20 protein-coding genes and 1 other RNA gene are annotated in these 23,113 nt (G+C 71.6%); 14 read left to right on the top strand and 7 right to left on the bottom strand.

From position 1 onward, the window contains the following. The first annotated feature begins 345 nt into the window (after positions 1-345). The 4 genes from OO52_RS15195 to OO52_RS15180 all read left to right on the top strand — a co-directional run bounded on the left by OO52_RS15195 (position 346) and on the right by OO52_RS15180 (position 5,845). On the top strand, positions 346-2,091 hold the full coding sequence (locus OO52_RS15195) for a serine/threonine-protein kinase (protein WP_030651682.1): 1,746 nt from the start codon (positions 346-348) through the stop codon (positions 2,089-2,091). Between the two features lie 111 nt (positions 2,092-2,202). Continuing rightward, positions 2,203-3,429, top strand: coding sequence for a serine/threonine-protein kinase (locus tag OO52_RS15190; protein WP_030651681.1), 1,227 nt, complete (start codon positions 2,203-2,205; stop codon positions 3,427-3,429). Between the two features lie 85 nt (positions 3,430-3,514). Then, on the top strand, positions 3,515-4,621 hold the full coding sequence (prfB, locus tag OO52_RS15185; RefSeq protein WP_030651680.1) for a peptide chain release factor 2: 1,107 nt from the start codon (positions 3,515-3,517) through the stop codon (positions 4,619-4,621). Positions 4,622-4,915: 294 nt separating this feature from the next. Further along, positions 4,916-5,845, top strand: coding sequence for a hypothetical protein (locus OO52_RS15180; protein WP_030651678.1), 930 nt, complete (start codon positions 4,916-4,918; stop codon positions 5,843-5,845). 76 nt (positions 5,846-5,921) lie between these two features. On the opposite strand, the gene OO52_RS15175 is transcribed toward OO52_RS15180, so the two are convergent. Next, positions 5,922-6,122 carry a hypothetical protein gene (locus tag OO52_RS15175; RefSeq protein ID WP_030651675.1) on the bottom strand — a complete coding sequence of 67 codons (201 nt, stop codon included), beginning with the start codon at positions 6,120-6,122 and terminating at the stop codon, positions 5,922-5,924. Between the two features lie 262 nt (positions 6,123-6,384). Here OO52_RS15175 and ftsE point away from each other — a divergent pair, with 262 nt between their 5' ends. The 5 genes from ftsE (at position 6,385) to ssrA (ending at position 10,397) form a co-directional block, all read left to right on the top strand. After that, complete coding sequence (ftsE, locus tag OO52_RS15170; RefSeq protein WP_030610589.1) at positions 6,385-7,074, top strand: cell division ATP-binding protein FtsE; 690 nt, start codon at positions 6,385-6,387, stop codon at positions 7,072-7,074. 42 nt (positions 7,075-7,116) lie between these two features. Further along, positions 7,117-8,034 (top strand): permease-like cell division protein FtsX, encoded by a 918-nt coding sequence (gene ftsX / locus OO52_RS15165; RefSeq protein WP_030651672.1) that lies wholly within the window; start codon positions 7,117-7,119, stop codon positions 8,032-8,034. Between the two features lie 68 nt (positions 8,035-8,102). Continuing rightward, complete coding sequence (locus OO52_RS15160; protein WP_199819962.1) at positions 8,103-9,290, top strand: S41 family peptidase; 1,188 nt, start codon at positions 8,103-8,105, stop codon at positions 9,288-9,290. 80 nt (positions 9,291-9,370) lie between these two features. Continuing rightward, a complete protein-coding gene (gene smpB / locus OO52_RS15155; RefSeq protein ID WP_030651665.1) occupies positions 9,371-9,913 on the top strand; it encodes an SsrA-binding protein SmpB in 543 nt (180 codons plus the stop codon). Between the two features lie 114 nt (positions 9,914-10,027). Beyond that, positions 10,028-10,397, top strand: a transfer-messenger RNA (tmRNA) gene (gene ssrA / locus OO52_RS46515). Positions 10,398-10,461: 64 nt separating this feature from the next. On the opposite strand, the gene OO52_RS15150 is transcribed toward ssrA, so the two are convergent. Then, entirely contained in the window at positions 10,462-11,769 is a 1,308-nt protein-coding gene (locus tag OO52_RS15150; protein ID WP_234339747.1) for an MFS transporter, read from the bottom strand. A gap of 84 nt (positions 11,770-11,853) precedes the next feature. Between OO52_RS15150 and OO52_RS15145 the strand changes: the two genes are divergently transcribed. From OO52_RS15145 to OO52_RS15135, 3 genes are all read left to right on the top strand, one after another. After that, the gene (locus OO52_RS15145) at positions 11,854-12,831 is read left to right on the top strand and encodes a LysR family transcriptional regulator (protein ID WP_030651659.1); all 978 of its coding nucleotides are present in this window, start codon (positions 11,854-11,856) and stop codon (positions 12,829-12,831) included. A gap of 853 nt (positions 12,832-13,684) precedes the next feature. Continuing rightward, a complete protein-coding gene (locus OO52_RS15140) occupies positions 13,685-14,440 on the top strand; it encodes a hypothetical protein (RefSeq protein ID WP_030651656.1) in 756 nt (251 codons plus the stop codon). A gap of 22 nt (positions 14,441-14,462) precedes the next feature. Beyond that, positions 14,463-16,613, top strand: coding sequence for a bifunctional polysaccharide deacetylase/glycosyltransferase family 2 protein (locus OO52_RS15135; protein ID WP_030651653.1), 2,151 nt, complete (start codon positions 14,463-14,465; stop codon positions 16,611-16,613). A 4-nt stretch (positions 16,614-16,617) separates the two neighbouring features. On the opposite strand, the gene OO52_RS15130 is transcribed toward OO52_RS15135, so the two are convergent. From OO52_RS15130 to OO52_RS15125, 3 genes are read right to left on the bottom strand one after another with little or no spacing between them, the layout of a single operon-like run. After that, positions 16,618-16,953, bottom strand: coding sequence for a hypothetical protein (locus OO52_RS15130; RefSeq protein ID WP_030651650.1), 336 nt, complete (start codon positions 16,951-16,953; stop codon positions 16,618-16,620). Positions 16,954-16,985: 32 nt separating this feature from the next. Continuing rightward, positions 16,986-17,189, bottom strand: coding sequence for a DUF397 domain-containing protein (locus tag OO52_RS47220; RefSeq protein ID WP_078629663.1), 204 nt, complete (start codon positions 17,187-17,189; stop codon positions 16,986-16,988). A gap of 9 nt (positions 17,190-17,198) precedes the next feature. Then, positions 17,199-18,053 (bottom strand): helix-turn-helix domain-containing protein, encoded by an 855-nt coding sequence (locus OO52_RS15125; RefSeq protein ID WP_030651647.1) that lies wholly within the window; start codon positions 18,051-18,053, stop codon positions 17,199-17,201. Positions 18,054-18,281: 228 nt separating this feature from the next. On the opposite strand from OO52_RS15125, the gene OO52_RS15120 reads away from it, so the two are divergent. Next, positions 18,282-18,758, top strand: a complete 477-nt coding sequence (locus OO52_RS15120) for an ATP-binding protein (RefSeq protein ID WP_030651644.1) — start codon at positions 18,282-18,284, stop codon at positions 18,756-18,758. 370 nt (positions 18,759-19,128) lie between these two features. Here the strand turns inward: OO52_RS15120 and OO52_RS15115 are convergent, their stop codons facing one another. Together OO52_RS15115 and OO52_RS15110 are read right to left on the bottom strand one after the other, a co-directional pair. After that, positions 19,129-20,280, bottom strand: coding sequence for a uroporphyrinogen-III synthase (locus OO52_RS15115; RefSeq protein WP_030651641.1), 1,152 nt, complete (start codon positions 20,278-20,280; stop codon positions 19,129-19,131). 86 nt (positions 20,281-20,366) lie between these two features. Next, positions 20,367-21,740: a nitrate/nitrite transporter gene (locus tag OO52_RS15110; RefSeq protein WP_030651638.1), complete on the bottom strand. Its 1,374-nt coding sequence runs from the start codon at positions 21,738-21,740 to the stop codon at positions 20,367-20,369. Positions 21,741-22,267: 527 nt separating this feature from the next. Here OO52_RS15110 and OO52_RS15105 point away from each other — a divergent pair. Further along, positions 22,268-22,864, top strand: a complete 597-nt coding sequence (locus OO52_RS15105) for a CGNR zinc finger domain-containing protein (RefSeq protein ID WP_030651636.1) — start codon at positions 22,268-22,270, stop codon at positions 22,862-22,864. Positions 22,865-23,113: the final 249 nt, after the last annotated feature.

The raw sequence follows: 23,113 nt of genomic DNA, 5'->3' as shown, positions 1-23,113 counted from the left end.
CACCCCCACACGAGCACGTCGGCCAGCAGCCACTGAAGGCATCCCAGGGAGCTGCTGCACGCATCCTCGCACCTGCCACCGACAACGCGCCCGTGACCCGGGCAGAAGTGATCTTGATTGGTCGGCTCTGCCCCCAAAAATGCCTGACCAATACGCCACCGGCGATCAGTTGAGATCGGTCACGTCCATCCCCGGCAACCAGCGGACCGGGACGCGCGTCTTCCCGTCGAGCCCGCGAACGTGGTCGTGAACGCGTGCGTGGTGCCGTGGAGCACGGCCTACAGTGGGTCGGAACACCGGAACGCAGGCAAGCGAAGCAACAGCAACCAGCAGGGAGCGCGAGACGTGCGGCCAGTCGGCAGCAAGTACCTGCTTGAGGAACCGCTCGGACGCGGCGCCACAGGCACCGTCTGGCGTGCCCGCCAGCGCGAGACCGCGGGCGCCGAGGCGGCCGTGCCCGGACAGCCGGGAGAGACGGTCGCGATCAAGGTCCTGAAGGAGGAGCTGGCGAGCGACCCGGACATCGTGATGCGCTTCCTGCGCGAGCGGTCCGTGCTGCTCCGGCTCACCCACCCGAACATCGTCCGGGTCCGCGACCTGGTCGTCGAGGGCGATCTGCTGGCGCTGGTCATGGACCTCGTCGACGGCCCCGACCTGCACCGCTACCTGCGCGAGAACGGTCCCTTCACCCCGGTCGCCGCGGCCCTGCTGACCGCCCAGATCGCCGACGCGCTCGCCGCGAGCCACGCCGACGGCGTCGTCCACCGCGACCTGAAGCCCGCCAACGTGCTGCTCATGCAGCACGGCGGCCAGATGCACCCGATGCTGACCGACTTCGGCATCGCCCGCCTCGCCGACTCCCCGGGGCTGACCCGCACCCACGAGTTCGTCGGCACGCCCGCCTACGTCGCGCCGGAGTCCGCCGAGGGCCGCCCGCAGACCTCCGCCGTCGACGTCTACGGCGCCGGCATCCTGCTGTACGAGCTGGTCACCGGCCGTCCGCCGTTCTCCGGCGGCTCCGCCCTCGAAGTCCTGCACCAGCACCTGAGCGCCGAGCCGCGCCGCCCCTCCACCGTTCCCGAGCCGCTGTGGACGGTCATAGAGCGCTGCCTGCGCAAGAACCCGGACGAGCGGCCGAGCGCCGAGAACCTCGCGCGCGGGCTGCGGGTCGTCGCCGAGGGCGTCGGGGTGCACGCGAACGCCGCGCAGATCGCCGCCGCCGAGGGTGTCGGCGCGCTGCTCGCCCCCGACCCGGCCCCGGCCGCCGTCCCGGGTGTGCCCGGCGCCGCCGACCCCACGCAGGTGCTGCCGACGAACGCGCCGCAGGGGGCGTACGACCCGAATGCGGCGACCAGCGTGCTGCCGCACACCGGCGGCCCGGCCGGCGCCGCCGACCCCACCGCCGTGCTCCCGAACACGGGCGCGGCGGACCCGACGGCGGTCCTGCCGCCCGTCCCGCAGGGCCAGCAGGGTCAGTACGGCCAGCAGCAGGGCCAGTACGGCCAGGGCCAGCAGGGACAGGGGCAGCAGGGCGAGCAGCCGCATCCGTGGCAGACCCAGCTACGGGCCGCCCGTGACCGCAACGAGCAGACGCAGATCCAGTACCTGGACCCGGACGAGGACCCGCTGCGCCGCCGTCCTCAGCGGCAGGTGGCCCGGCCCCAGCAGCAGCCGCGCCCGGCCCCGCAGCCCCGCCCGCAGCAACCGCAGCCGCGCGGCCGGCAGAACCGGCAGGGCGCCGGGTACGGCTATCCGCAGCAGCAGCCCCAGCAGTACGCCCCGCCGCAGCAGCCCCAGCAGCCGCAGCGGTACGCGCCCCCTGCCCCGCCCGCGCCGCAGCGGCCCGCGCGGGAACCCCGGGAGCCGCGGCAGCGCAGCGCCAACCCGATGAAGATCCCCGGGCTGGGCTGTCTGAAGGGCTGCCTGTTCACGATCGTCATCCTGATCGTGGCGAGCTGGCTGATCTGGGAGCTGACCCCGTTGCAGGACTGGATCGGCACCGGCAAGGGCTACTGGGAGCAGATGTCCGACTGGATCGGCAAGGCCGGTGGCTGGATCAAGGACCTGGGCGGCTCCGGCAGCGGAAACTGACCGCTGGTTCGGAGATTTGTCGACATCTGCCGGGTGATTTCCGTCTCCGCGGTGAAGGTTGGCTCGTCGGACGCGTAGTTTTGGCGACAACACGCGTCTGTAGGAGCAGTCTTGGCACGGAAGATCGGCAGCCGGTACACCGCGAACCAGATCCTGGGGCGGGGGAGCGCCGGCACGGTGTGGCTGGGCGAGGGACCGGACGGCCCCGTCGCCATCAAGCTCCTGCGCGAGGACCTCGCCTCCGACCAGGAGCTCGTCGGACGCTTCGTGCAGGAGCGCACCGCGCTGCTCGGCCTGGAGCACCCGCACATCGTCACCGTGCGCGACCTGGTGGTCGACGGCAACGACCTGGCCCTGGTCATGGACCTCGTGCGCGGCACCGACCTGCGCACCCGGCTGGAGCGGGAGCGGCGGATGGCCCCCGAGGCGGCCGTGGCGATCGTCGCCGACGTCGCCGACGCGCTGGCGGCGGCCCACGCGGCCGGGGTCGTCCACCGGGACGTCAAGCCCGAGAACGTCCTGCTCGACATGCAGGGCCCCATCGGGCCGGGCGGCTCCCACCCCGCCCTGCTCACCGACTTCGGCGTCGCCAAGCTGATCGACTCGCCGCGGCGGACCCGCGCCACGAAGATCATCGGTACGCCGGACTACCTGGCCCCGGAGATCGTGGAGGGCCTGCCGCCCCGGGCCGCCGTGGACATCTACGCGCTCGCCACGGTCCTGTACGAGCTGCTGGCCGGCTTCACGCCCTTCGGCGGCGGCCACCCGGGCGCGGTCCTGCGGCGGCACGTCACCGAGACCGTCGTACCGCTGCCCGGCATCCCCGAGGAGCTGTGGCAGCTGCTGGTGCAGTGCCTGGCCAAGGCCCCGGCCTCCCGGCTGCGCGCCTCGGAGCTGGCGGCCCGGCTGCGCGAGCAGCTCCCCACGCTGGCCGGGATGCCCCCGCTGGACGTGGACGAGCCGGACCTGTCCGAGGAAGACGCCGAGGAGTCCGAGCCGTCAGCCCCGCAGGGTGAGCCGGTACGTCGGCGGGGCGCGGTGTCCCTGGTCCCCGGGGCCAAGCCCGACTCCAACCGCGACACGCACACCTCGATGCGGGTACCGGGGCCGGACGAGCTGGCGGGGGGTGCGCACGGGACCGCTCGCGCGCCACGGGCCGCTGGTGCGCCCCGGCCGGGCTCGGCCCGCCACAAGGCCGCGGTGCGGCGGCGCCGGGTGACTCTGGGAGTGGCCGGGGTGGTGGTGGCCGCGGTCGTGGCCGCCGGCGCCTGGTTCGCCTCCTCCGGCGGGGACGACGACCAGCCTGCCCCCGCCACCCACAGCACGTCGGCCCCCTGACCCGAGTCCCGCCCGCCAGGGGGCGACGGCGGTACGGGGGGCGGCCCGGCCCCCGGCGCTCGGCGGAGCCGTTACGCTGGATGGCGTGGCAGTCGTCGATGTATCCGAAGAGCTGAAGTCCCTCTCCTCGACCATGGAGTCGATCGAGGCCGTCCTGGACCTCGACAAGATGAGGGCAGATATCGCCGTGCTCGAGGAGCAGGCGGCGGCCCCGTCCCTGTGGGACAACCCGGACGAGGCGCAGAAGATCACCAGCAAGCTCTCCCACCTCCAGGCCGAGGTCAGGAAGGCGGAGGCGCTGCGCGGCCGGATCGACGATCTCGCGGTCCTCTTCGAGATGGCCGAGGAGGAGGACGACCCGGACACCCGCGCCGAGGCCGAGTCCGAGCTGGTCGCGGTGAAGAAGGCGCTGGACGAGATGGAGGTCCGCACCCTCCTGTCCGGCGAGTACGACTCCCGTGAGGCGCTCGTCAACATCCGCGCCGAGGCCGGTGGCGTCGACGCCGCCGACTTCGCCGAGAAGCTCCAGCGCATGTACCTGCGCTGGGCCGAACAGCGCGGCTACAAGACCGAGCTGATCGAGACGTCGTACGCCGAAGAGGCCGGCATCAAGTCGACCACCTTCGCCGTGCACTCGCCCTACGCCTACGGCACCCTCTCCGTCGAGCAGGGCACCCACCGCCTGGTGCGCATCTCGCCCTTCGACAACCAGGGCCGCCGCCAGACCTCGTTCGCGGGCGTGGAGGTGCTGCCCGTGGTCGAGCAGTCGGACCACGTCGAGATCGACGAGTCCGACCTGCGGATCGACGTGTACCGCTCCTCGGGCCCCGGCGGCCAGGGCGTGAACACGACCGACTCCGCGGTCCGCATCACGCACCTGCCCACCGGCATCGTGGTCTCCTGCCAGAACGAGCGGTCGCAGATCCAGAACAAGGCCACCGCGATGAACGTCCTCCAGGCCAAGCTGCTGGAGCGGCGCCGGCAGGAGGAGCAGGCCAAGATGGACGCCCTCAAGGGCGACGGCGGCAACTCCTGGGGCAACCAGATGCGTTCGTACGTGCTGCACCCGTACCAGATGGTCAAGGACCTGCGCACCGAGTACGAGGTGGGCAACCCGGAGGCCGTGTTCAACGGCGAGATCGACGGGTTCCTGGAGGCCGGGATTCGCTGGCGCAAGCAGCAGGAGAAGTAACTTTGTCGATATGACAACTGCCGCCCCAGGGGCGGCAGTTGTCATATGTCTGGGTTTTACGTCACACTCACAGGCTTCAACTCTCCGCAAACGCCACCCCACCGGACATTGCGCCCGCAACGCCCTTGACGTTGCTTTGAAAAATCGGAAGGGTGAGGCGCGGCATGCGTACCTTGGGGCGCATGTGAACCGGGGGATCGAGTTGACGCCACTTCGTCACCAGCTGCCTCCGTCGATCACGGCACGCCCCACGCGCCGCCTCATTGACGAACAGCTACTGGGGGTAGCAACCATATGACGAAGAAGACGCGGATCCGGGTCGCGCGGATAGCCGCCGGCGCCGTGATCGCGGCCGGTGCGTCGCTGACCGCCGCCGGCGCGGCTTCCGCCCTGGACCTCGATGTCCAGGCGGGCCCGATCAGCCTCGGCGTGAGCGGTGTCGGCGCCGACGGTGGCAACACCGACGGTGGCACCGACGGCGGATCCATCGAGGGCGCCACCATCGGCGTGACCGAGGGCACGACCCTGGGGACCGACGGCGGCTCCGTCACCGGCTCGGCCGGCACCGACGGCTCGGCTGCCAGCGGCGGTGACGTCACCTCCGGTGGTGACGCCTCGATCGGCGGTGACGCCTCCATCGGCGGCGACGCTTCCATCGGCGGTGACGCCTCGATCGGCGGTGACGCCTCCATCGGCGGCGACGCTTCCATCGGCGGTGGCGACAGCGCCTCCGGCGGCAACGGCAGCGGCGGTGACGCCTCCACCGGCGGCGACAACGGCAACTCCGGCGGCAACGGCAACTCGGGTGGCAACTCGGGTGGCAATGGCAACTCGGGCGGTAACGGCAACTCGGGCGGCAACGGCAACTCCGGTGGCAACAGCTCCGGTGGCGACAGCGGCACCAGCGGCACCAGCGGTTCCACGGGCGGCGGTTCCACCGACGGCGGCACCGGTGGCTCCGGCAGCACGGGCGGCTCCACCACGGGCGGCAACCACACCGGCCCCGACGGCGGCAACAACAACGTCCCGCAGGACGAGGGCTCCTCGGCGCTGACCGACACCGGCTCCGACACCTCGGCCCAGGGCGGCGACAAGCAGCTCGCCGAGACCGGTGCCGGCCAGACCGCGTTCCTGCTCATCGGCGCCGCCACGATGATCGCCGGCGGCATCGGCTTCCGCGTCCTGCCGCGCCTGGCGAGCGGCCGCGGCGGCGCCGCCGCCTGACCGTAGCCACAAGGTCACGCACGGCACACGCACAAGGGCCCGGAGCCTCGGCTCCGGGCCCTTTGTGACGCGTCGGTCAGGCGGTCTGGTGGGCCAGCAGCGCCACCGCGGCGATCAGCACCGCCAGCAGCGCGATCAGCGCCATCGGGTTCAACCCGCTCAGGCCTCCGAGGAAGCCCTCCTGCTGCAGTCGCTCGCGGTTGGCACGGCACACCGGGCACCGGCCCTCGCTCACGGGCGCCGCGCAGTTCGCGCACACCAACCGGTCGTACGTCATGCGCTCGCCCTCCTTGCACCGGCCATCACATGCACAACGCTCACGGGGACGAGAACGTTCCCCCGCGTTCCCGTCGTCCTTCGTTTCCCTTCCACTGTGCCAGGTTCCCGCGGCGCGTGCGCGGGGCCTCCGGGAAGGGGGCGCGGAAAGCGGCCGGTACAAAAACGTACAAGTCTTGCCCAACCTCAACCCGCGACTGCACTTGCACACCCGGTTCGCGTATGGTCACGCTCATCTACCCCCGGCGACCCGTGGTGCATCCGTGATCCGATTCGACAATGTCTCCAAGGTCTACCCCAAGCAGACCCGCCCCGCACTCAGGGATGTCTCCCTGGAGGTGGAGAAGGGCGAGTTCGTCTTCCTCGTGGGGTCCTCCGGCTCCGGAAAGTCCACCTTCCTGCGGCTCATCCTCCGCGAGGAGCGGTGCAGCCACGGCCAGGTGCACGTGCTGGGCAAGGACCTCGCGCGCCTGTCCAACTGGAAGGTGCCGCAGATGCGCCGCCAGCTGGGCACGGTCTTCCAGGACTTCCGGCTGCTGCCGAACAAGACGGTCGCGGAGAACGTGGCCTTCGCCCAGGAGGTCATCGGCAAGTCCCGCGGCGAGATCCGCAAGTCCGTGCCGCAGGTGCTCGATCTCGTCGGGCTCGGCGGCAAGGAGGACCGCAGGCCCGGCGAGCTGTCCGGTGGTGAGCAGCAGCGCGTCGCCATCGCGCGCGCGTTCGTCAACCGGCCGAAGCTGCTCATCGCCGACGAGCCCACCGGCAACCTCGACCCGCAGACCTCCGTCGGCATCATGAAGCTGCTCGACCGCATCAACCGGACGGGCACCACCGTCATCATGGCGACGCACGACCAGAACATCGTGGACCAGATGCGCAAGCGCGTCATCGAGCTGGAGAAGGGCCGCCTCGTCCGCGACCAGGCCCGCGGCGTCTACGGCTACCAGCACTGACCGCACCAGCACCCAGTTCCGGAAAGGCCTGAAGAACCCGCCATGCGCGCCCAGTTCGTCCTGTCGGAGATCGGTGTCGGTCTCCGCCGCAATCTGACGATGACCTTCGCCGTCATCGTCTCCGTCGCCCTGTCCCTGGCCCTGTTCGGCGGCTCGCTGCTGATGAGCGACCAGGTGAGCACCATGAAGGGCTACTGGTACGACAAGGTCAACGTCTCGATCTTCCTGTGCAACAAGCACGACGCGGAGAACGACGTCCACTGCGCCAAGGGCGCGGTCACCGAGGACCAGAAGAAGCAGATCCTCGCGGACCTGGACAAGATGCCGGTCGTCGAGAAGGTGACCCACGAGTCGCAGGACGAGGCGTACAAGCACTACAAGGAGCAGTTCGGCAACTCCCCGCTGGCCGGCTCGCTGACGCCGGACCAGATGCAGGAGTCGTACCGGATCAAGCTCAAGGACCCGCAGAAGTACCAGGTGATCGCGTCCGCGTTCAACGGGCGGGACGGCGTGCAGTCGGTGCAGGACCAGAAGGGCATCCTGGACAACCTCTTCCAGTTGCTGAACCTGATGAACCGGGGCGCGCTCGGCGTGATGGCGATGATGCTGATCGTCGCTCTCCTGCTCATCGTCAACACCGTGCGCGTCTCGGCGTTCAGCCGACGGCGCGAAACCGGGATCATGCGCCTGGTCGGCGCCTCGGGCTTCTACATCCAGGCGCCGTTCATCGCCGAGGCCGCGGTCGCCGGACTCATCGGAGGCGGCCTCGCCTGTGTGGCGCTGGTCGTCGGCCGGTACTTCACCATCGACCACGGCATGGAGCTGTCCCACAAGCTCACGCTCATCAACTTCGTCGGCTGGGACGCGGTGTTGACCAAGCTGCCGCTGATTCTCGCCACCAGTGTCCTGATGCCGTCGCTCGCCGCGTTCTTCGCGTTGCGCAAGTATCTGAAGGTGTGACGCATGCCAACGGGGTCGTACGGTCATCGGGCCGTACGGCCCCTTCGCGTTGCCCTAGACTCGCCGCCATGTCAGGCCGTGACCTGTTCTGTCAGCCCCGCCGCGTCCGCCGTGGGGCCACCCTGACATTGGTCTTCGCCGGTGTGCTGATCGCCGGTGCCGCCACCGGTTCCTTCCCCGAATCCGACGGTCCCGCGCGGAAGTCCGCCGCCGGCCCGGCGGGTCCGGCCGCCCGGCACGAGGCCGTCGAGAGGGCCGCCGCGCAGGCGCTGGCCGACGGCAAGTCCCCGATGGAGGCGGCGGAAAGGGCCGTCAGCCGCAGCGGGGACCGCTGGGCCGCGGTCTACTCCGAGGGCGAGTACGAGGAGTTCCAGGACGCGCTCGACGGCCGGTACACCGGCGTCGGCCTGTGGGCGCGGCAGGAGGCGGACGGCGGGATCGAGGTGACCCGGGTGCAGCCCGGCTCGCCCGCCGCCGACGCCGGGATCCGGGTGGGCGACCGGTTGCGCAGCGTCGACGGCAAAAAGGTCGACGGGCGGCCGGTCACCGAGGTGGTCGCCCTGCTCCGCGGCGACGCGCTGCGCGGCGACACCGACGACGCCCCGGCCGGTACGACGGTCACCCTCGGCCTGGAGCGCGGCACGCGCGCGTGGACCGAGACCCTGCACCGGGCCCGGCTGTCCACCGACTCAGTTACCGCGCGCCGGCTGCCCGGCGGCGTCACCGTGCTCAAGATCGCCGCGTTCACCAAGGGTTCCGCCGACGCGGTCCGCGAGGCGCTGCGCGCCGCCCCCGCCGACGGCCGGACCGTCCTGGACCTGCGGGGCAACTCCGGCGGCCTGGTCACCGAGGCCGTGGACACCGCCTCCGCCTTCCTGGACGGCGGCCTGGTCGCCACCTACGACGTCGACGGCGCCCAGCGCGCCCTGCACGCCGCCTCCGGCGGCGACACCACCCGCCCCCTGGTCGTCCTCGTCGACGGCGGCACCATGAGCGCGGCCGAGCTGCTCACCGGCGCTCTCCAGGACCGGGGCCGCGCGGTGGTGATCGGCTCCCGCACCTTCGGCAAGGGCTCGATCCAGATGCCGACGAAGCTGCCCGACGGCTCGGTGGCCGAGCTGACCGTCGGCCACTACCGCACCCCCGCCGGCCGCGCCGTGGACGGCCGGGGCATCACCCCCGACCTGGAGGCGGGGCCGGAGCAGGCCCTGCCACGCGCGGAGACGGTGCTCACCGGGCTGGGCGACCCGTCGTAGCCGCGCCGCGTGGCCATGCGTAATCGGCTGTACGCACACCCCCTGTGTGGTGCGAAAATGGCGGCACTATGAGCAAGGGAATGTACGTACCGAAGGAGTCCCAGCCCAAGCAGGGCGGCGGGGCCGCCAAGGCCAGGGACGGCGAGAAGGGCGGCAAGCGCAAGATCGTCGCCCAGAACAAGAAGGCCCGGCACGACTACGCGATCATCGACACCTACGAGGCCGGACTCGTGCTCATGGGCACGGAGGTCAAGTCGCTGCGCGAGGGACGGACCTCGCTGACCGACGGCTTCGTCCAGATCGACCGGGGCGAGGCGTGGCTGCACAACGCCCACATCCCCGAGTATCACCAGGGAAGCTGGACCAACCACTCCGCGCGCCGCAAGCGCAAGCTGCTCCTGCACCGGGAGGAGATCGACAAGCTGGAGTCGAAGTCCCAGGAGACGGGACACACGATCGTGCCCCTCGCCATCTACTTCAAGGACGGCCGGGCGAAGGCCGAGATCGCTCTCGCGCGGGGCAAGAAGGAGTACGACAAGCGCCAGACGCTGCGCGAGCAGCAGGACCGGCGGGAGGCGGACCGGGCGATCGCGGCGGCGAAGCGCAGGCAGCGCGGCGTCTAGCCGGCCGACCGGCCGGAATAGGCTGGCATCGTCGGGCGTTGGTCACGTACGATGGCAGTGCACTCCACAGAGGGTGCGCGAGCCCCTCCCCGGAGGGGATTGAAAAATCAACATGGGGATGATCGGTTTCGACAGCGGCTGTCGAAGCAGGGGAAGCGTGTCGAGGAAGCGGCAATGATCTCGTAAACCATATGTCGCAAAAAATAATCGCCAACACCAAGCGCGATTCCTTCGCCCTCGCTGCCTAAGTAGCGACTTGCGAAGTGTCAGCCCGGGGCTGTTCCCGACCCGGATCCTGGCATCAGCTAGGGAACTAAACCTCTAGGCCCGGTCACGGGGTGTAGAGGGAAATCAAACAGTGACTGAGCCCGTCGGAGACTTGTCCGCGTGATCTCCGGGGCTGAGAAAATCGCAGCGGACTGCACACGGAGAAGCCCTGATTCTGCACCGTTGGACGCGGGTTCGATTCCCGCCATCTCCACGAGGCCCCTTAGGGGGTCGACCCCATGTGGGCAGAGGCCCCGTCGCTCCTAGCGGCGGGGCCTTTGTCATGGGGTGGCGCCCCGCGGGCGCGGGTCTGCTCCCGGCTGCGGGTGCGTCGTGGCTGGTCGCGCCCCTCCGGGGCGCTCCCGTACCCGGTCGGCGCCGGTGAGCGCGGCCAGCCCCAGGGCGAGGGTGGCGGCGGCCAGTGGTGCGGCGTACGCGGTGGTGGGGGAGAGGTGTTCCGCCGCCCAGCCGCCCGTCGCCGAGCCGCACGCGATACCGGTGAGCAAGCCCGTCACCATCAGGCTCATCCCCTCATTGAGCCGGTCCGCCGGGGTGCGCCGCTGCACCACCGTCATGGCCGTCACCATGGTCGGCGCCGTCGCCATCCCCGCCACCAGCAGGGCCGCCGCCAGCACAGGGAGGGAGCGGGTGGCGGCCGCGAGCCACGGCAGGGTCATGAGCCCGGCCATGGCCGCCAGACACCAGGAGAAGCGCACCCCCGCCGGCTTCCGCGCCCCGTACACCAGCCCCGCCGCGCACGAGCCCGCCGCCTGGAGCGCGAGCACGGCACCGGCCGCCGCGCGGTGCCCCTGCGCGTCGGCGTAGGCGATCGTGACGACCTCCATGGAGCCGAACACCGCGCCGGTCGCGGTGAAGCACACCAGCAGCGGCGGGATGCCCGGGCTGCGCAGCGGCGAGGGCCCCTGCGAGCGCGGCACCGGCGGCGGCTCGGTCGCCCGCTGGGTGAGGAACAGCAGCATGCCGGCGAGCAGCAGCGCCGCCCCGGTGAGCGTGCCCGCCTCCGGGAAGAAGGTGCCGGTCAGGAAGGACGCGAGCACCGGCCCGAGCATGAAGCACAGCTCGTCCGCGGCCTGCTCGAACGCGTTCGCGGTGTGCAGCGCGGCGGGCTCGTCCCGCAGCAGATGGGCCCAGCGGGCGCGGGACAGGCCGCCGATGTTGGGGGTGGCCGCCGTGCCGGCGTAGGCGGCGAACAGGGTCCAGTCCGGGGCGTCGTAGCGGACGCACAGCAGCAGCGCGAGGCTGCCCAGCACGGACACGACCGTGGCCGGCAGCGCGACCCGGGCCTGCCCGTGCCGGTCGACCAGCCGGGCGAGCCAGGGCCCGGCCAGCGCGGTCGCCGCGAGCCCCACCGCGGTGACGGCACCGGCGAGGGCGTACGAGCCACGGGACCCGGCGATCATCACGACCGCGCTCACGCTGAACATGCCCATCGGCAGGCGGGCGAGGAGGTTGCCGGTGGTGAAGGCGCGGGTGCCGGGGAGACGGAACAAGCGGCGATATGCACCGCGTTGTCGTCTCTCGCTGCCTATTTTGCCGTCCTGGGCGTCTTGGACCGTCTCTTGGGGCATGGCCCCACAGTCACCCGGAGCGGATCACCGGGTCCAACACCTTCTGCGTCCCGATTCACGCGCCCACGTTGTAAATTCGCCGGCATGCCCGCCTCCGCCGCCCACATGGACCCCCGCCTGCTGCGTTCCTTCGTCGCCGTCGCCGAGGAGCTGCACTTCACCCGGGCGGCGGCCCGTCTCTACGTCGCCCAGCAGGCGCTCAGCCGGGACGTACGGCGGCTCGAACGGGAACTGGGCGCCGAGCTGTTCGTTCGGACCACCCGGCAGGTCACGCTGACCCCGGACGGCGAGCGTCTGCTGCCGCACGCGCGCCGGGTCCTCGCCGCCCAGGACGACCTGCTCGCCGCGTTCGCCGCCGGCCAGGCGCGCCCGCTGCTGGTCGACCTCAACTCGCCCGGCCTGGCCACCGGCCGCCGCGTACTGCACCGGGCCCGCGAACTCGCCCCCGACTGCGAGCTGATGGCCCGCTACGAGAGCGGCCTCACCGGGGCGGCCGCCGAGTTGCTCGCCGGTCGCCTGGACGTCTCCTTCGGCCGGTTCGCCGGCCTCGACCCGGCGCTCCGCTCGGGCCTGGAACAGCAGCCGGTGCGGTACGAGCCGATGGCCGTGGTGCTGCCCGAGGACCACCCGCTGGCGGCCTCGACACGGGTGCCGCTGTCCGCGCTGGCCGGTGAGACGGTGTACGCCGGTGCCGGCAACCCGCGCACCCGGGAGTGGACCGACCTGGCCCTGCGCCTCTTCCAGGACCGCGTCATCCGGCTCGCCCCGCCGCTCCCGCTGGCCGTCGGCGACGAGGAGTTCGGCCGCATCATGGCGAAGACCCGCAATCCGGTGCTGGCCGTCGTGGATTTCCCGCCACTGCCCGGGACGGTACGACGGCCCCTCGTCGACCCCGTCCCGCTGTCGCCCGTCTCCCTGGTCTGGCGGAAGGGACTGGTTCATCCCGGGTTGACCGCCCTGCGTCAGGCGGTGGCCGAGATCGCACGGGTGGAGGGGTGGCTGCGGCGGCCCGTCGACGGATGGATTCCGGCCATGGACGAGGACGTGATGAACGCCAAGTGACGGGCGGTGACGGGGCTCCGCCCGTACCGACCCGGCGCGCAGCACTCCTTCGCGTGCGTTACATTCTTGGCCCGGGCTCAGGGTGGTAATGGGGGCGCTCGGACCGGGTGGGGGCCTGGTTCGGTCGACGGATGCCCGGGATCGCGAGCGCGCCCGGAACTGTCCCGTGGGGGGATGAACGCGCGTGAAAAAGTGTCCTGAAGACGCCCAACCTGAGGGGCGAGAGCCGGCGTCCGCGGGACGCGGTGAGCCGGTGGGCGGGGGCGGCGAGCGGATGAAATCGGACGCCGGTGTGGTCGCGGGGGCTGTGGACTCCGGCGGCGGTGCCGATGATGCCGATGGCGACGCCGGTGAGGTCACGGGGGCCACGGTGGCCCTGGCCGACTCCGGTGCCGAAGGCGCTGTCGAGCCCGGTGAAGCTGCGGAGTCCGTCGAGACGGATGCCGAGTCGGCTGCGTCTGCCGGGCCCGGTGAGCCGGACGACTCTGACTCTGCTGAGCGTGGGCAGTCGGCCGGGGCTGAGGTGTCTGCCGGGTCTGAGCATGTCGGATCTGAGGCGTCTGCCGGGTTTGAGGCGTCCGCCGAATCCGAGGCGTCTGCCGGGTTTGAGGCGTCCGCCGAATCCGAGGCGTCTGCCGAATCGGAGCGGCCCGCTGAAGCTGACGCGTCTGCCGGGTCTGAGGCGTCCGCCGAATCGGAGCGGCCCGCTGAATCGGCCGAGCCCACAGAGCCCATCGAGTCCGCGGAGCCCATCGAGCCCGGCGAGTCCGTGGAACCTGTAGGGGCCGGCAAGGCTGCTGGCCCCGCCGAACCCGGGATGCCCGCTGAGTCTGCTGGCCCCGCCGGACCCGGGATGCCCGCCGCCCCCGTCAAGTCGGCCGACCGCGCCGCCGCCAAGGAGCCCTCCGAGACCTCCGAGACCTCCGACGGCGCCGGAGATTCCCCGGCACCTTCCCCCGCGCCCATCCCCGCCCCCGCCCTCGCTTCCACCCCGCACGACGAGACCATCCAGCTCGACGACGTCCGGCTCGGTGCCGTGGGCGCGGAGCCGGCCGTACGGGACCCGCGTGGCTCCGACGGGCCGGTCTTCGTGGACGAGTCGGGCCGCCGTAGCCGCCGTTTCCGCCGTCTGGGCGTGGCCGTGGCCGTCGCCTGCGCCGGGTACGCCGCCGTCATCGTCGCCACCCTGCTGTCCGGCAACTCCGCCGCCCCCTGGCTGCCGGTGCCGGGCCAGCACGAGGACAAGCCGGCCGGCAAGGTGGACACCTCGCCGCTGCCCAGCGTCTCCACGACTCCGACCCCGCCGGGAGCCGGCACGGTGACCGCACCCGTCGTCGGCGCCGAGGCGGGCGGCACCGTCGTACCGGGCAGCGGAGCGCCCGCCGACGCCTCCGCGTCCACCGGGCCGGACGGCGGTACCGCCTCCGCGCCCGCCACCGACGCCGGCACCACCGCTTCCCCGACCCCGTCGGCCCCGGCCACGGCCGTGTCCCCGGCACCCTCCGCCACCGGCACCGCCACCGCTCCGGCCCCCACGCCGACCCCGTCGGGCCGTACCCACACCCCGCCCGGTCACACCCGGCGCCCGCACCCCAAGCTCTCCCTCTGACGACCGGGCGGAACACCCTCAGATGGCTTCACACCCCCGCCGCCGTACCCGGCTGCCGCTGCGCTACCTGCTCCCCCTCCTGGTCCTGGTGGCGACCCTGGCGATGCTCATGCTGCGCGGTTACGTGCACAACGAGATCCTCGCCGACCACCGCATCCGGCCCTCCGCGGCGAACGACCGGGTTCCGCAGCGCATCCTGGACGGCGGTCCGGTGATCGACACGCGCAACGGCCGTAGCGACAGCCTGCGCATACCCGACCACCGCATCGTCCTCACCTTCGACGACGGCCCCGACCCGACCTGGACCCCGAAGGTGCTCGACGTGCTGAAGAAGCACCACGCGCACGCGGTCTTCTTCGTCACCGGCACCATGACCTCGCGCCACCCGGAGCTGGTCCGGCGCATGGTCGCCGAGGGGCACGAGGTCGGCCTGCACACCTTCGGCCACCCCGACCTGTCGTACCACTCCCCGAAGCGCATCGACTGGGAGCTGTCGCAGAACCAGCTCGCCCTCGCCGGGGCGGCCGGCATCCGCAGCTCGCTGTTCCGGCCGCCGTACTCCTCCTCCGCCAACGCGATCGACAACCGGTCGTGGCCGGTCACGCGGTACATCGGCAGCCGGGGCTACCTCACGGTCGTGGACGACGCCGACAGCGAGGACTGGCGCAAGCCGGGCGTCGAGCGGATCATCCGCAACGTCACGCCCCACGGCGGCCGGGGCGCGGTCGTCCTCATGCACGACTCGGGCGGCGACCGGCACCAGACCGTCCAGGCGCTCGACAGGCTCCTGCCCCGGCTCCAGCAGCAGGGCTACACCTTCCAGACCCTCACCGGGGCGCTGCGGGCCCCGAGCGCGGACACCCGGGTCACGGGCCTCGACCTGTGGAAGGGGAAGGCCTGGATCCTGCTGGTGAAGGCGTCCGACGACATCACCACGGTCCTCGTCGCCGGCCTCGCCGTCGTCGGCTGTCTCGTCTTCGCCCGCTTCGGCCTGATGCTGCTGCTGTCCGGCGCGCACGCCCGCCGCACCCGGCGGCCCGGCTTCCGCTGGGGCGAGGAGCCGGTCACCGAGCCGGTGTCGGTGCTGGTGCCGGCGTACAACGAGGCCAAGTGCATCGAGAACACGGTCCGTTCACTGACGCGCAGCGAGCACCCCGTGGAAGTGCTGGTCATCGACGACGGCTCGGCGGACGGCACGGCCGACATCGTGGAGGCGCTGGACCTGCCGGACGTACGGGTGATCCGCCAGGCCAACGCGGGCAAGCCGGCCGCCCTCAACCGGGGCCTGGCGAACGCCCGGCACGAGCTGGTCGTGATGATGGACGGCGACACCGTCTTCGAACCGGCCACCGTCCGCGAACTCGTCCAGCCCTTCGCCGACCCGCGCGTCGGCGCCGTCGCCGGCAACGCCAAGGTCGGCAACAAGAACCGGCTCATCGGCGCGTGGCAGCACATCGAGTACGTGATGGGCTTCAACCTCGACCGCCGCATGTACGACGTCCTGCGCTGCATGCCGACGATCCCAGGTGCGGTCGGGGCGTTCCGCCGCTCGGCCCTGCAACGGGTCGGCGGCATGAGCGACGACACGCTCGCCGAGGACACCGACGTCACGATGGCCCTGCACCGCGACGGCTGGCGCGTGGTGTACGCCGAGAAGGCCCGCGCCTGGACGGAGGCGCCCGAGTCGGTCCAGCAGCTGTGGTCCCAGCGCTACCGCTGGTCGTACGGCACCATGCAGGCCATCTGGAAGCACCGCCGGGCGCTGTTCGAGCGGGGCCCGTCGGGCCGCTTCGGCCGAGTGGGCCTGCCCCTCGTCTCCCTGTTCATGGTCGTGGCCCCGCTCCTGGCCCCGCTGATCGACCTCTTCCTGGTCTACGGCCTGGTCTTCGGCCCGACGGCCAAGACGGTCCTGGCCTGGTGCGCGGTCCTGGCCGTCCAGGCGCTCTGCGCGGCGTACGCCTTCCACCTGGACCGCGAACGCCTCACCCCGCTCCTCTCCCTCCCCCTCCAGCAGCTCCTCTACCGCCAGTTGATGTACGTCGTCCTGCTCCAGTCCTGGATCACCGCCCTCACCGGCGGCCGACTGCGCTGGCAGAAACTCCGCCGCACGGGCGGGGTGGCGGCACCGCCGGCGGAGCGGCCCCCGATCCCGGAGGCGACGCCGGTCGGCTGACCACCTACTCCCGATGGGCCACGGCGTCCTTCTGCAACTGGACGGCCGCCAGCAGGCTCAGACCAGGCTCGGCCTGACGCAGTGCCTTCACGGCGGCGACGGAGGCGAGGTCCCCGGTGAACCCGACGTCGGCCAGCCTGGCGCGGACCCAGTCGGCACGCAGCCGTCCCTCACTGGCGCCGGCGGTGGCCCCGACGAGCGCGACCGCCCGCTCCAGCCCCGCCCGCTCCGCTTCCGAAGCCCCGTCCAACGCCTCTCGCAGCGCGGCCGCGACCAGGTCCGAGTCCCGGATGACCAGCACGAGGTCTTGCTTCTTGCCGAATCCCGCGAGTCCCTTCATACGGCCAGGGTGGACGCGAGGAGCCGCCCGTCTCAAACCACTTGAGGAGTTCCAGAGCCTTGGTCCGCTCGGAGGCAGGGAAGGAAGTCCGCCCAGGTGGAGGGGGTGAGGGTGAGGTGGCGGGCGGTGGGGGTCTTGGAGTCGCGGATGTGGATGGTGGTGGGGGTGGTGGCTATCTCCACGCAGTTCGAGCCGTCGGAGCTGTAGGTGGACTTCCGCCAGTGGAGGGTCGGCATGGTTTCTCCTTACAGGTTCTGGATGCGGTGATGGATGAAGTCGCGCGTCTCGGCGGGATCGAGCGCGCAGGACTCCATCCGGTTCAGCACAGCCCGGTACTTGTTCAGCGGAGCCTCGGCGTCGATGAATTCACAGGCGCCGTGATGCGAGTCCAGCTGAACGGTGTCGAGCTGTGGGACGGGGCCCTCGACATAGTCGAAGGGCTGGCCGGTGGTCGGGAAGTCGTCCGCTCCGAAGGTGATGACGCGAACGGTGACGTGCGGGAGTTCGCTCATGTCGAGCAGGTGCTTGAGCTGCCCCCGGGCTACGGCCGGGCCACCGAAGTTCATGTGGAGCGCCGATTCGTGGATGACCGCGGTGTACGGCGGGGGATCCGTCCTGTGCAGCACGCCCTGCCGCTTCATGCGGTGTGTGAGGCGGTGTTCGATCTCGTACTGCCGCATCGGCGGTGCTGCCGACTGCAAGATGGCACGGGCGTGGTCGGTGGTCTGCAGAAGTGCCGGGATATGGATCATGAGTGCCACCCGCAACGCGGTGGCATGGTGCTCCAGTTCGGCCAGGTCGACCAGCGCGGCAGGCAGGTGTTCGCGGTACTCCTCCCACCAGCCACGGGCGCGTCGTCCCGTCATCGCGGCAAGGGCGTCGATGAGCGCTTCATCCGAGCAGTCGTAGACGTGCGCCATGGAGCGCAGCCGGTCCGCACTGATGGGCGTGCGGCCGGTTTCGATCATGCTGACACGCGACTGGTTGACGCCGAGCAGTTCGGCGGCACCTGTGGCGGTGAGTCCCGCCCGCTCCCGGAGTTTTCGCAGCTCTGCACCCAGCCTTCGCTGCCGCAGCGTAGGGCTGTTGGTGGGCGGCACGACGTCTCCTTCCCGGCCGCGAAGCGGCGTTGCGCTCCCTCACAAGAGTGAAGTATGGACGCATCTAGCCAGTTCCGTTAGATGCATCTAACCAGCTGCCCTACGGTTACGACGTACCCCTCAACTCCCAGCGCTCGTAAGCCGGAAGCGCACCTGCTCCGCAGGCAGAGCCACCGCCCGGCGTGACCAGTTGAGCGAGCCCGTTCCCTTCTCTCACCGGAGGTTTTCATGGGCACCGTATCCCTGCCCGACACCTGGGTGTACGCCCTTCGGCTGCCGCATGATCCCCGCGCGGCACGCGTCGCACGTATGACCGTACGGGCCGTGCTGAACGGGCACGACAGACACGAAGTCCTGGACACCGTGGAACTGTTGACGTCCGAGCTGGTCGGCAACGCCTACCGGCACAGCACCGGCCCCACCTCCCTCCGGCTCACCGCCCTCGCGGACGGCCGGCTGCGGGTCGGCGTCTGGGACAGTCACCCGTGCATCCCGGCGCCTTTCGGGCAGCCGCCCTGGGATCGCGTTCCGGTGCCACCGCTGGACGCCGAAGAGGGGCGCGGGCTGCACCTCGTGCAGGAGTACGCCGACTCCTGGGGCGGCCTGTCCCTGGCCGACAGCCCGCTGGACCGGGGCGCCGGGAAGCTGCTGTGGTTCGAGGTGGGCGGGGTACGGCCGCGCCGGACGCCAGGTCGCTGTCCGTGATGCCCAGTACGTGCAGGAAGCCGAGCACGTGCGCACGGAGGAGCGGCCGCGTGATCACACAACCGGACTACGGCCACGAGCTGATCCCGCACCCCGAGGGAACTCCGGCGGCGGTTCGCATCGCGCTGGCGCGCACCTTCAGTACTGGCTCGCTTACTGGCAGGCACAGGTGGAGATCGAGCGGCGACCCGACCTGCGTTCCCGCTGCCAGGCCGCCCTCGTCGCCCTGCACAACGCCGGCAGCCGGGACGACCCCGGGTTCCGCACGGCGATGGCGGAACCGCGCGCCGTTTCTCTTTGATCGTCCCGCGGCACGAGTGCCTCTACGTCCACTCGGCCACCTACTTGTGAACAGGGTCCGGACGCCGGCTCACGCGTCCGAGTACTTCGCGTCCGCCGCCGGGTCCAGGGCCAGCCGGTAGCCCCGCTTCACCACCGTCTGGATCAGCTTCGGGGCGCCGAGGGCCGTGCGGAGACGGGCCATCGCCGTCTCGACGGCGTGTTCGTCGCGGCCCGCGCCGGGGAGGGCGCGGAGGAGGTCGGCGCGGGGGACGACCCAGCCGGGGCGGCGGGCGAGGGCGCGCAGGAGGGACATGCCGGCCGGGGGGACCGGCTTGAGGTCGCCGTCGACCAGGACCGCGTGGCCGCGGATCTCCACCCGGTGCCCGGCGATGGGCAGGGACCGGGCGCGGGCCGGGAGCTCCTGGCACAGGAGCTGGACCAGCGGGCCGAGGCGGAAGCGTTCCGGCTGGACCGTGTCCACCCCGCGGGCCTGGAGCGGGATCGCGGTGACCGGGCCCACACAGGCGGGGAGGACGTCGTGGGCCAGGGCGGACAGCAGGTCGTCCAGCAGGCCGCGGTCCTCCGCGCGGGAGAGGAGGGAGGCCGCCGCGGGGGCGCTGGTGAAGGTGAGGGCGTCCACGCCGCGGGTGACGGCCGCGTCCAGGAGCCGGTCGAGCGGGCTGAGGTCCTCGGGGGGCATCCAGCGGTAGACCGGGACGGGCACCACTTCCGCCCCGGCGGCGCGCAGCGACTCCACGAAGCCGGGGAGCGGCTCGCCGTGGAGCTGCACGGCGATGCGGTCGCCGTCGACACCCTCCTCCAGGAGGCGGTCCAGTACCTCGGCCAGGGATTCGGAAGAGGGTGACCATTCCTCGGTGAGGCCTGCCGCGCGGATCGCGCCCTTGACCTTGGGGCCGCGGGCCAGCAGGCGGACCCCGCGCAGCCGGCCCAGCAACTGTTCGCCGAGGCCCCAGCCGTCGGCGGCCTCGACCCAGCCGCGGAAGCCGATCGCCGTGGTGGCGACCACGACGTCCGGCACCTGGTCGATGATCTCCTTCGTGGCGGCGAGCAGTTCGCCGTCGTCCGCGAGCGGCACGATCCGCAGGGCGGGGGCGTGCAGAACGGTGGCGCCGCGCCGCTGGAGCAGGGCGCCCAGCTCCTCGGCCCGGCGCGCGGCGGTGACGCCCACGGTGAACCCGGCGAGGGGGCCGTGCTCGGGTTGCTGCTCTTCGTCGTACATGGGCTCTCCTAGCTGACCGGCACGCCGATCGAGCCTGTCAACGATGCGTGACAGGCTCGGTTCGGCTCGATGTCGCCGGTGTTACGTCACACCTCGGCATAGCTGAGCTGGGCCTTCGCCTCCGACGCGGCAGCCGCGGCAGGAACCCGCGCCGCCGTACGACGAAGGTATACGGCCCAGGTGACCGCGAAGCAGACGCCGTAGTAGGCGAGGAAGGCGACGAACGCGCCGGTGCCGGAGCCGTAGGAGAGGAAGGACTGGCGGAAGGCCATGTTGATGCCGACGCCGCCGAGCGCGCCGACCGCGCCGATCAGGCCCATGGAGGCGCCGGACAGCCGCCGGCCGTGGGCGACCGCCGCCTCGCCCTCCAGGCCCTTGGCCAGCGCCTTGGCCTGGAAGATGCCGGGGATCATCTTGAACGTCGAGCCGTTGCCGAGTCCGCTCAGCACGAACAGGACGACGAACACGGACACGAACAGCGGCAGCGACTTCTGCATGCTGGCGACGATGAGCACGGCGGTGGCGGCGGCCATGCCGACGTAGTTCCACAGGGTGATGCGGGCGCCGCCGTAGCGGTCGGCGAGCCAGCCGCCGAGGGGGCGGATGAGGGAGCCGAGCAGCGGGCCGATGAAGGTGAGGTACGCGGCCTGGAGGGGCGTCCGGCCGAACCCGTTCGTCAGCACCTGGCCGAAGGCGAAGCTGTAGCCGATGAAGGAGCCGAAGGTGCCGATGTAGAGGAAGGACATGATCCAGGTGTGGGCGTCACGGGCGGCGTCCTTGGCCGCGCCGGTGTCGTTCTTCACCGAGGACAGGTTGTCCATGAAGAGCGCGGCGAGTACGGCGGCCACGACGATCAGCGGGATGTAGATCCCGAGCAGCACGCGGGGGCCGCCGCTCGCGCCGATGATGGCGAGCGTGACGAGCTGGATGACCGGGACGCCGATGTTGCCGCCGCCGGCGTTGAGGCCGAGCGCCCAGCCCTTCTTCCTGAGCGGGAAGAAGGCGTTGATGTTGGTCATGGAGGAGGCGAAGTTGCCGCCGCCGATACCGGCCAGCAGGCCCACCAGGAGGAACGTGGAGTACGACGTCCCCGGCTCCATGACCACGAACGCGGCGACGGTCGGGATCAGCAGCAGGCTCGCCGAGACGATCGTCCAGTTACGGCCGCCGAAGACGGCCACGGCGAAGGTGTACGGCACCCGGACCACCGCGCCGACCAGCGTGACCACCGACGTCAGCAGGAACTTGTCGGCGGGGGTGAGGCCGTACTCCGGGCCCATGAACAGGACCAGGACCGACCACAGGGTCCAGACGGAGAAGCCGATGTGTTCGGAGAGGACGGAGAACCAGAGGTTCCGGCGGGCGATCCGTTCCCCGGTCGCCTGCCAGAACGCCTCGTCCTCCGGATCCCAGCGCTCGATCCAGCGGCCACTGCGACGGGTTGGGGCTGGGCCTGTCATCACGCCTCCACGGTGCTCCGGCTGCTCGGTCTGCCGACCACTGACTCAGCCCGAAGGTAGGGAGGACGCGTTTCCGGCCTGTGCCTGTGAGTGACCGGAAGGGAACGTTGCTCTCACTCGGCCGGGGAACCTCCGGTGAGGCTCACCGCCGCCGTCACCGCGGGGTGCCGCGGAACAGGCCTGCGACGCGTGACCGCGCGGGTGGCCGGACCGCGGCCCGCCCAGGGCTAGCTAGGCCCTGGCGTTCGGATCATCCCGGCGTCGCGGGGCCTGGCACGCGCGTCTGCCGCGTTGTCGTCGGCTGCCAGCTCCCCCCGCGCTCGGCTGCGCTTGCGCGGCCCGGACGTCTCCCACTGCTCCCGGCAGTGCCGGACGTGGGCCGCGACGCCCTCCCGCGTGCCGGGCGTCGGCCCCCGAGGTTCCGTGAGATCTCGTCCCGGCGCGGTGCGAGGGGTTCCGGTGTTTCCTCCGCGCGGGCACTGTGGGGGGAGACCCCGCACGGTTCCTGCCTAGGCGGTGACTGGCACATGGCACTCGGGAGCGCCCCCTCCGCGTACGCGCCGCGGTTCGATGCCGGGCGGGTGTGCCTGGATCTCCTCGCCACCACGCATCCGGGCGAACGGCTCGACGGCGTCGGCGCGTTGTGCGCGTGGATCAAGGGGGCCGGGCTCGTGCCCGACGGTACGGCGCTCGGTCACGCCGATGCGTCCTGGCCGGCCGCGTTCCGCGAACTGCGCGGATGCGTGCGGGCGTTGGTGCGCGGGCCGTGCCCCGGAGACGCGTCGTCGTACGGGCGGGCGCTCGGGCGCGTGAACGAGCTGGCCCTCGGCGCGACCCCCGCGCCCGTCGCCGTACGCGCAGAAGGCGGCGGACTCGTACGGGAGTTGGCCGGGCCGCCCAGTTGTGCCGCGCTGCTCGCCCTCGTCGCCCGGGACGCCGTCGAGTTGCTCACCGACCCCGTCGCGCGGGCCGCCGTACGGGAGTGCGAGGGGGACGACTGTCCGCTCGTGTACCTCGACACCTCCCGCGGCCGGCGCCGCCGCTGGTGCTCCAGCGAGGCCTGCGGCAACCGCGAACGAGTGGCCCGCCACCGCCGCCGAACGGCAGCCCTCACCCGAACCTGATCCCCCGGCCCTCCCGCCACACAGCCGGAGTGATTTCTGCAACACCGGGTTTGGATGGCCCGTACACGGGAATCTCCCGGCAGCCTCACTCGCGTGTCGGAGATGTGAAGATCGCGCGGTGGGAATGTGTGCGCATGTCCCGCTCGTCACGTCACCCCCAAGAAATCTGTCACTCGGGTTTGAACACCGGGCCGCCCCCGTCCGTACGGGTGGGCGAGCGACCGACTGGGGGAACCCCCGGACACCGGA

The organism is Streptomyces flaveolus (assembly GCF_000716535.1).
Classification (GTDB): Bacteria; Actinomycetota; Actinomycetes; order Streptomycetales; family Streptomycetaceae; genus Streptomyces; species Streptomyces flaveolus_A.
Note: the sequence above shows the minus strand (reverse complement) of the source record. Positions and strands in the feature narration are given on the sequence as shown.

Excerpts from the sequence above, each read along its gene's own strand:
- OO52_RS15180 (WP_030651678.1), top strand. The coding sequence starts at position 4,916 with ATGACGAAGAAGACGCGGATCCGGGTCGCGCGGATAGCCGCCGGCGCC.
- OO52_RS15175 (WP_030651675.1), bottom strand. The coding sequence starts at position 6,122 with ATGACGTACGACCGGTTGGTGTGCGCGAACTGCGCGGCGCCCGTGAGC.
- ftsX (WP_030651672.1), top strand. The coding sequence starts at position 7,117 with ATGCGCGCCCAGTTCGTCCTGTCGGAGATCGGTGTCGGTCTCCGCCGC.
- OO52_RS15160 (WP_199819962.1), top strand. The coding sequence starts at position 8,103 with ATGTCAGGCCGTGACCTGTTCTGTCAGCCCCGCCGCGTCCGCCGTGGG.
- smpB (WP_030651665.1), top strand. The coding sequence starts at position 9,371 with ATGTACGTACCGAAGGAGTCCCAGCCCAAGCAGGGCGGCGGGGCCGCC.
- OO52_RS15150 (WP_234339747.1), bottom strand. The coding sequence starts at position 11,769 with ATGCCCCAAGAGACGGTCCAAGACGCCCAGGACGGCAAAATAGGCAGC.
- OO52_RS15145 (WP_030651659.1), top strand. The coding sequence starts at position 11,854 with ATGCCCGCCTCCGCCGCCCACATGGACCCCCGCCTGCTGCGTTCCTTC.
- OO52_RS15140 (WP_030651656.1), top strand. The coding sequence starts at position 13,685 with ATGCCCGCCGCCCCCGTCAAGTCGGCCGACCGCGCCGCCGCCAAGGAG.
- OO52_RS15135 (WP_030651653.1), top strand. The coding sequence starts at position 14,463 with ATGGCTTCACACCCCCGCCGCCGTACCCGGCTGCCGCTGCGCTACCTG.
- OO52_RS15130 (WP_030651650.1), bottom strand. The coding sequence starts at position 16,953 with ATGAAGGGACTCGCGGGATTCGGCAAGAAGCAAGACCTCGTGCTGGTC.
- OO52_RS47220 (WP_078629663.1), bottom strand. The coding sequence starts at position 17,189 with ATGCCGACCCTCCACTGGCGGAAGTCCACCTACAGCTCCGACGGCTCG.
- OO52_RS15120 (WP_030651644.1), top strand. The coding sequence starts at position 18,282 with ATGGGCACCGTATCCCTGCCCGACACCTGGGTGTACGCCCTTCGGCTG.
- OO52_RS15115 (WP_030651641.1), bottom strand. The coding sequence starts at position 20,280 with ATGTACGACGAAGAGCAGCAACCCGAGCACGGCCCCCTCGCCGGGTTC.
- OO52_RS15110 (WP_030651638.1), bottom strand. The coding sequence starts at position 21,740 with ATGACAGGCCCAGCCCCAACCCGTCGCAGTGGCCGCTGGATCGAGCGC.
- OO52_RS15105 (WP_030651636.1), top strand. The coding sequence starts at position 22,268 with ATGGCACTCGGGAGCGCCCCCTCCGCGTACGCGCCGCGGTTCGATGCC.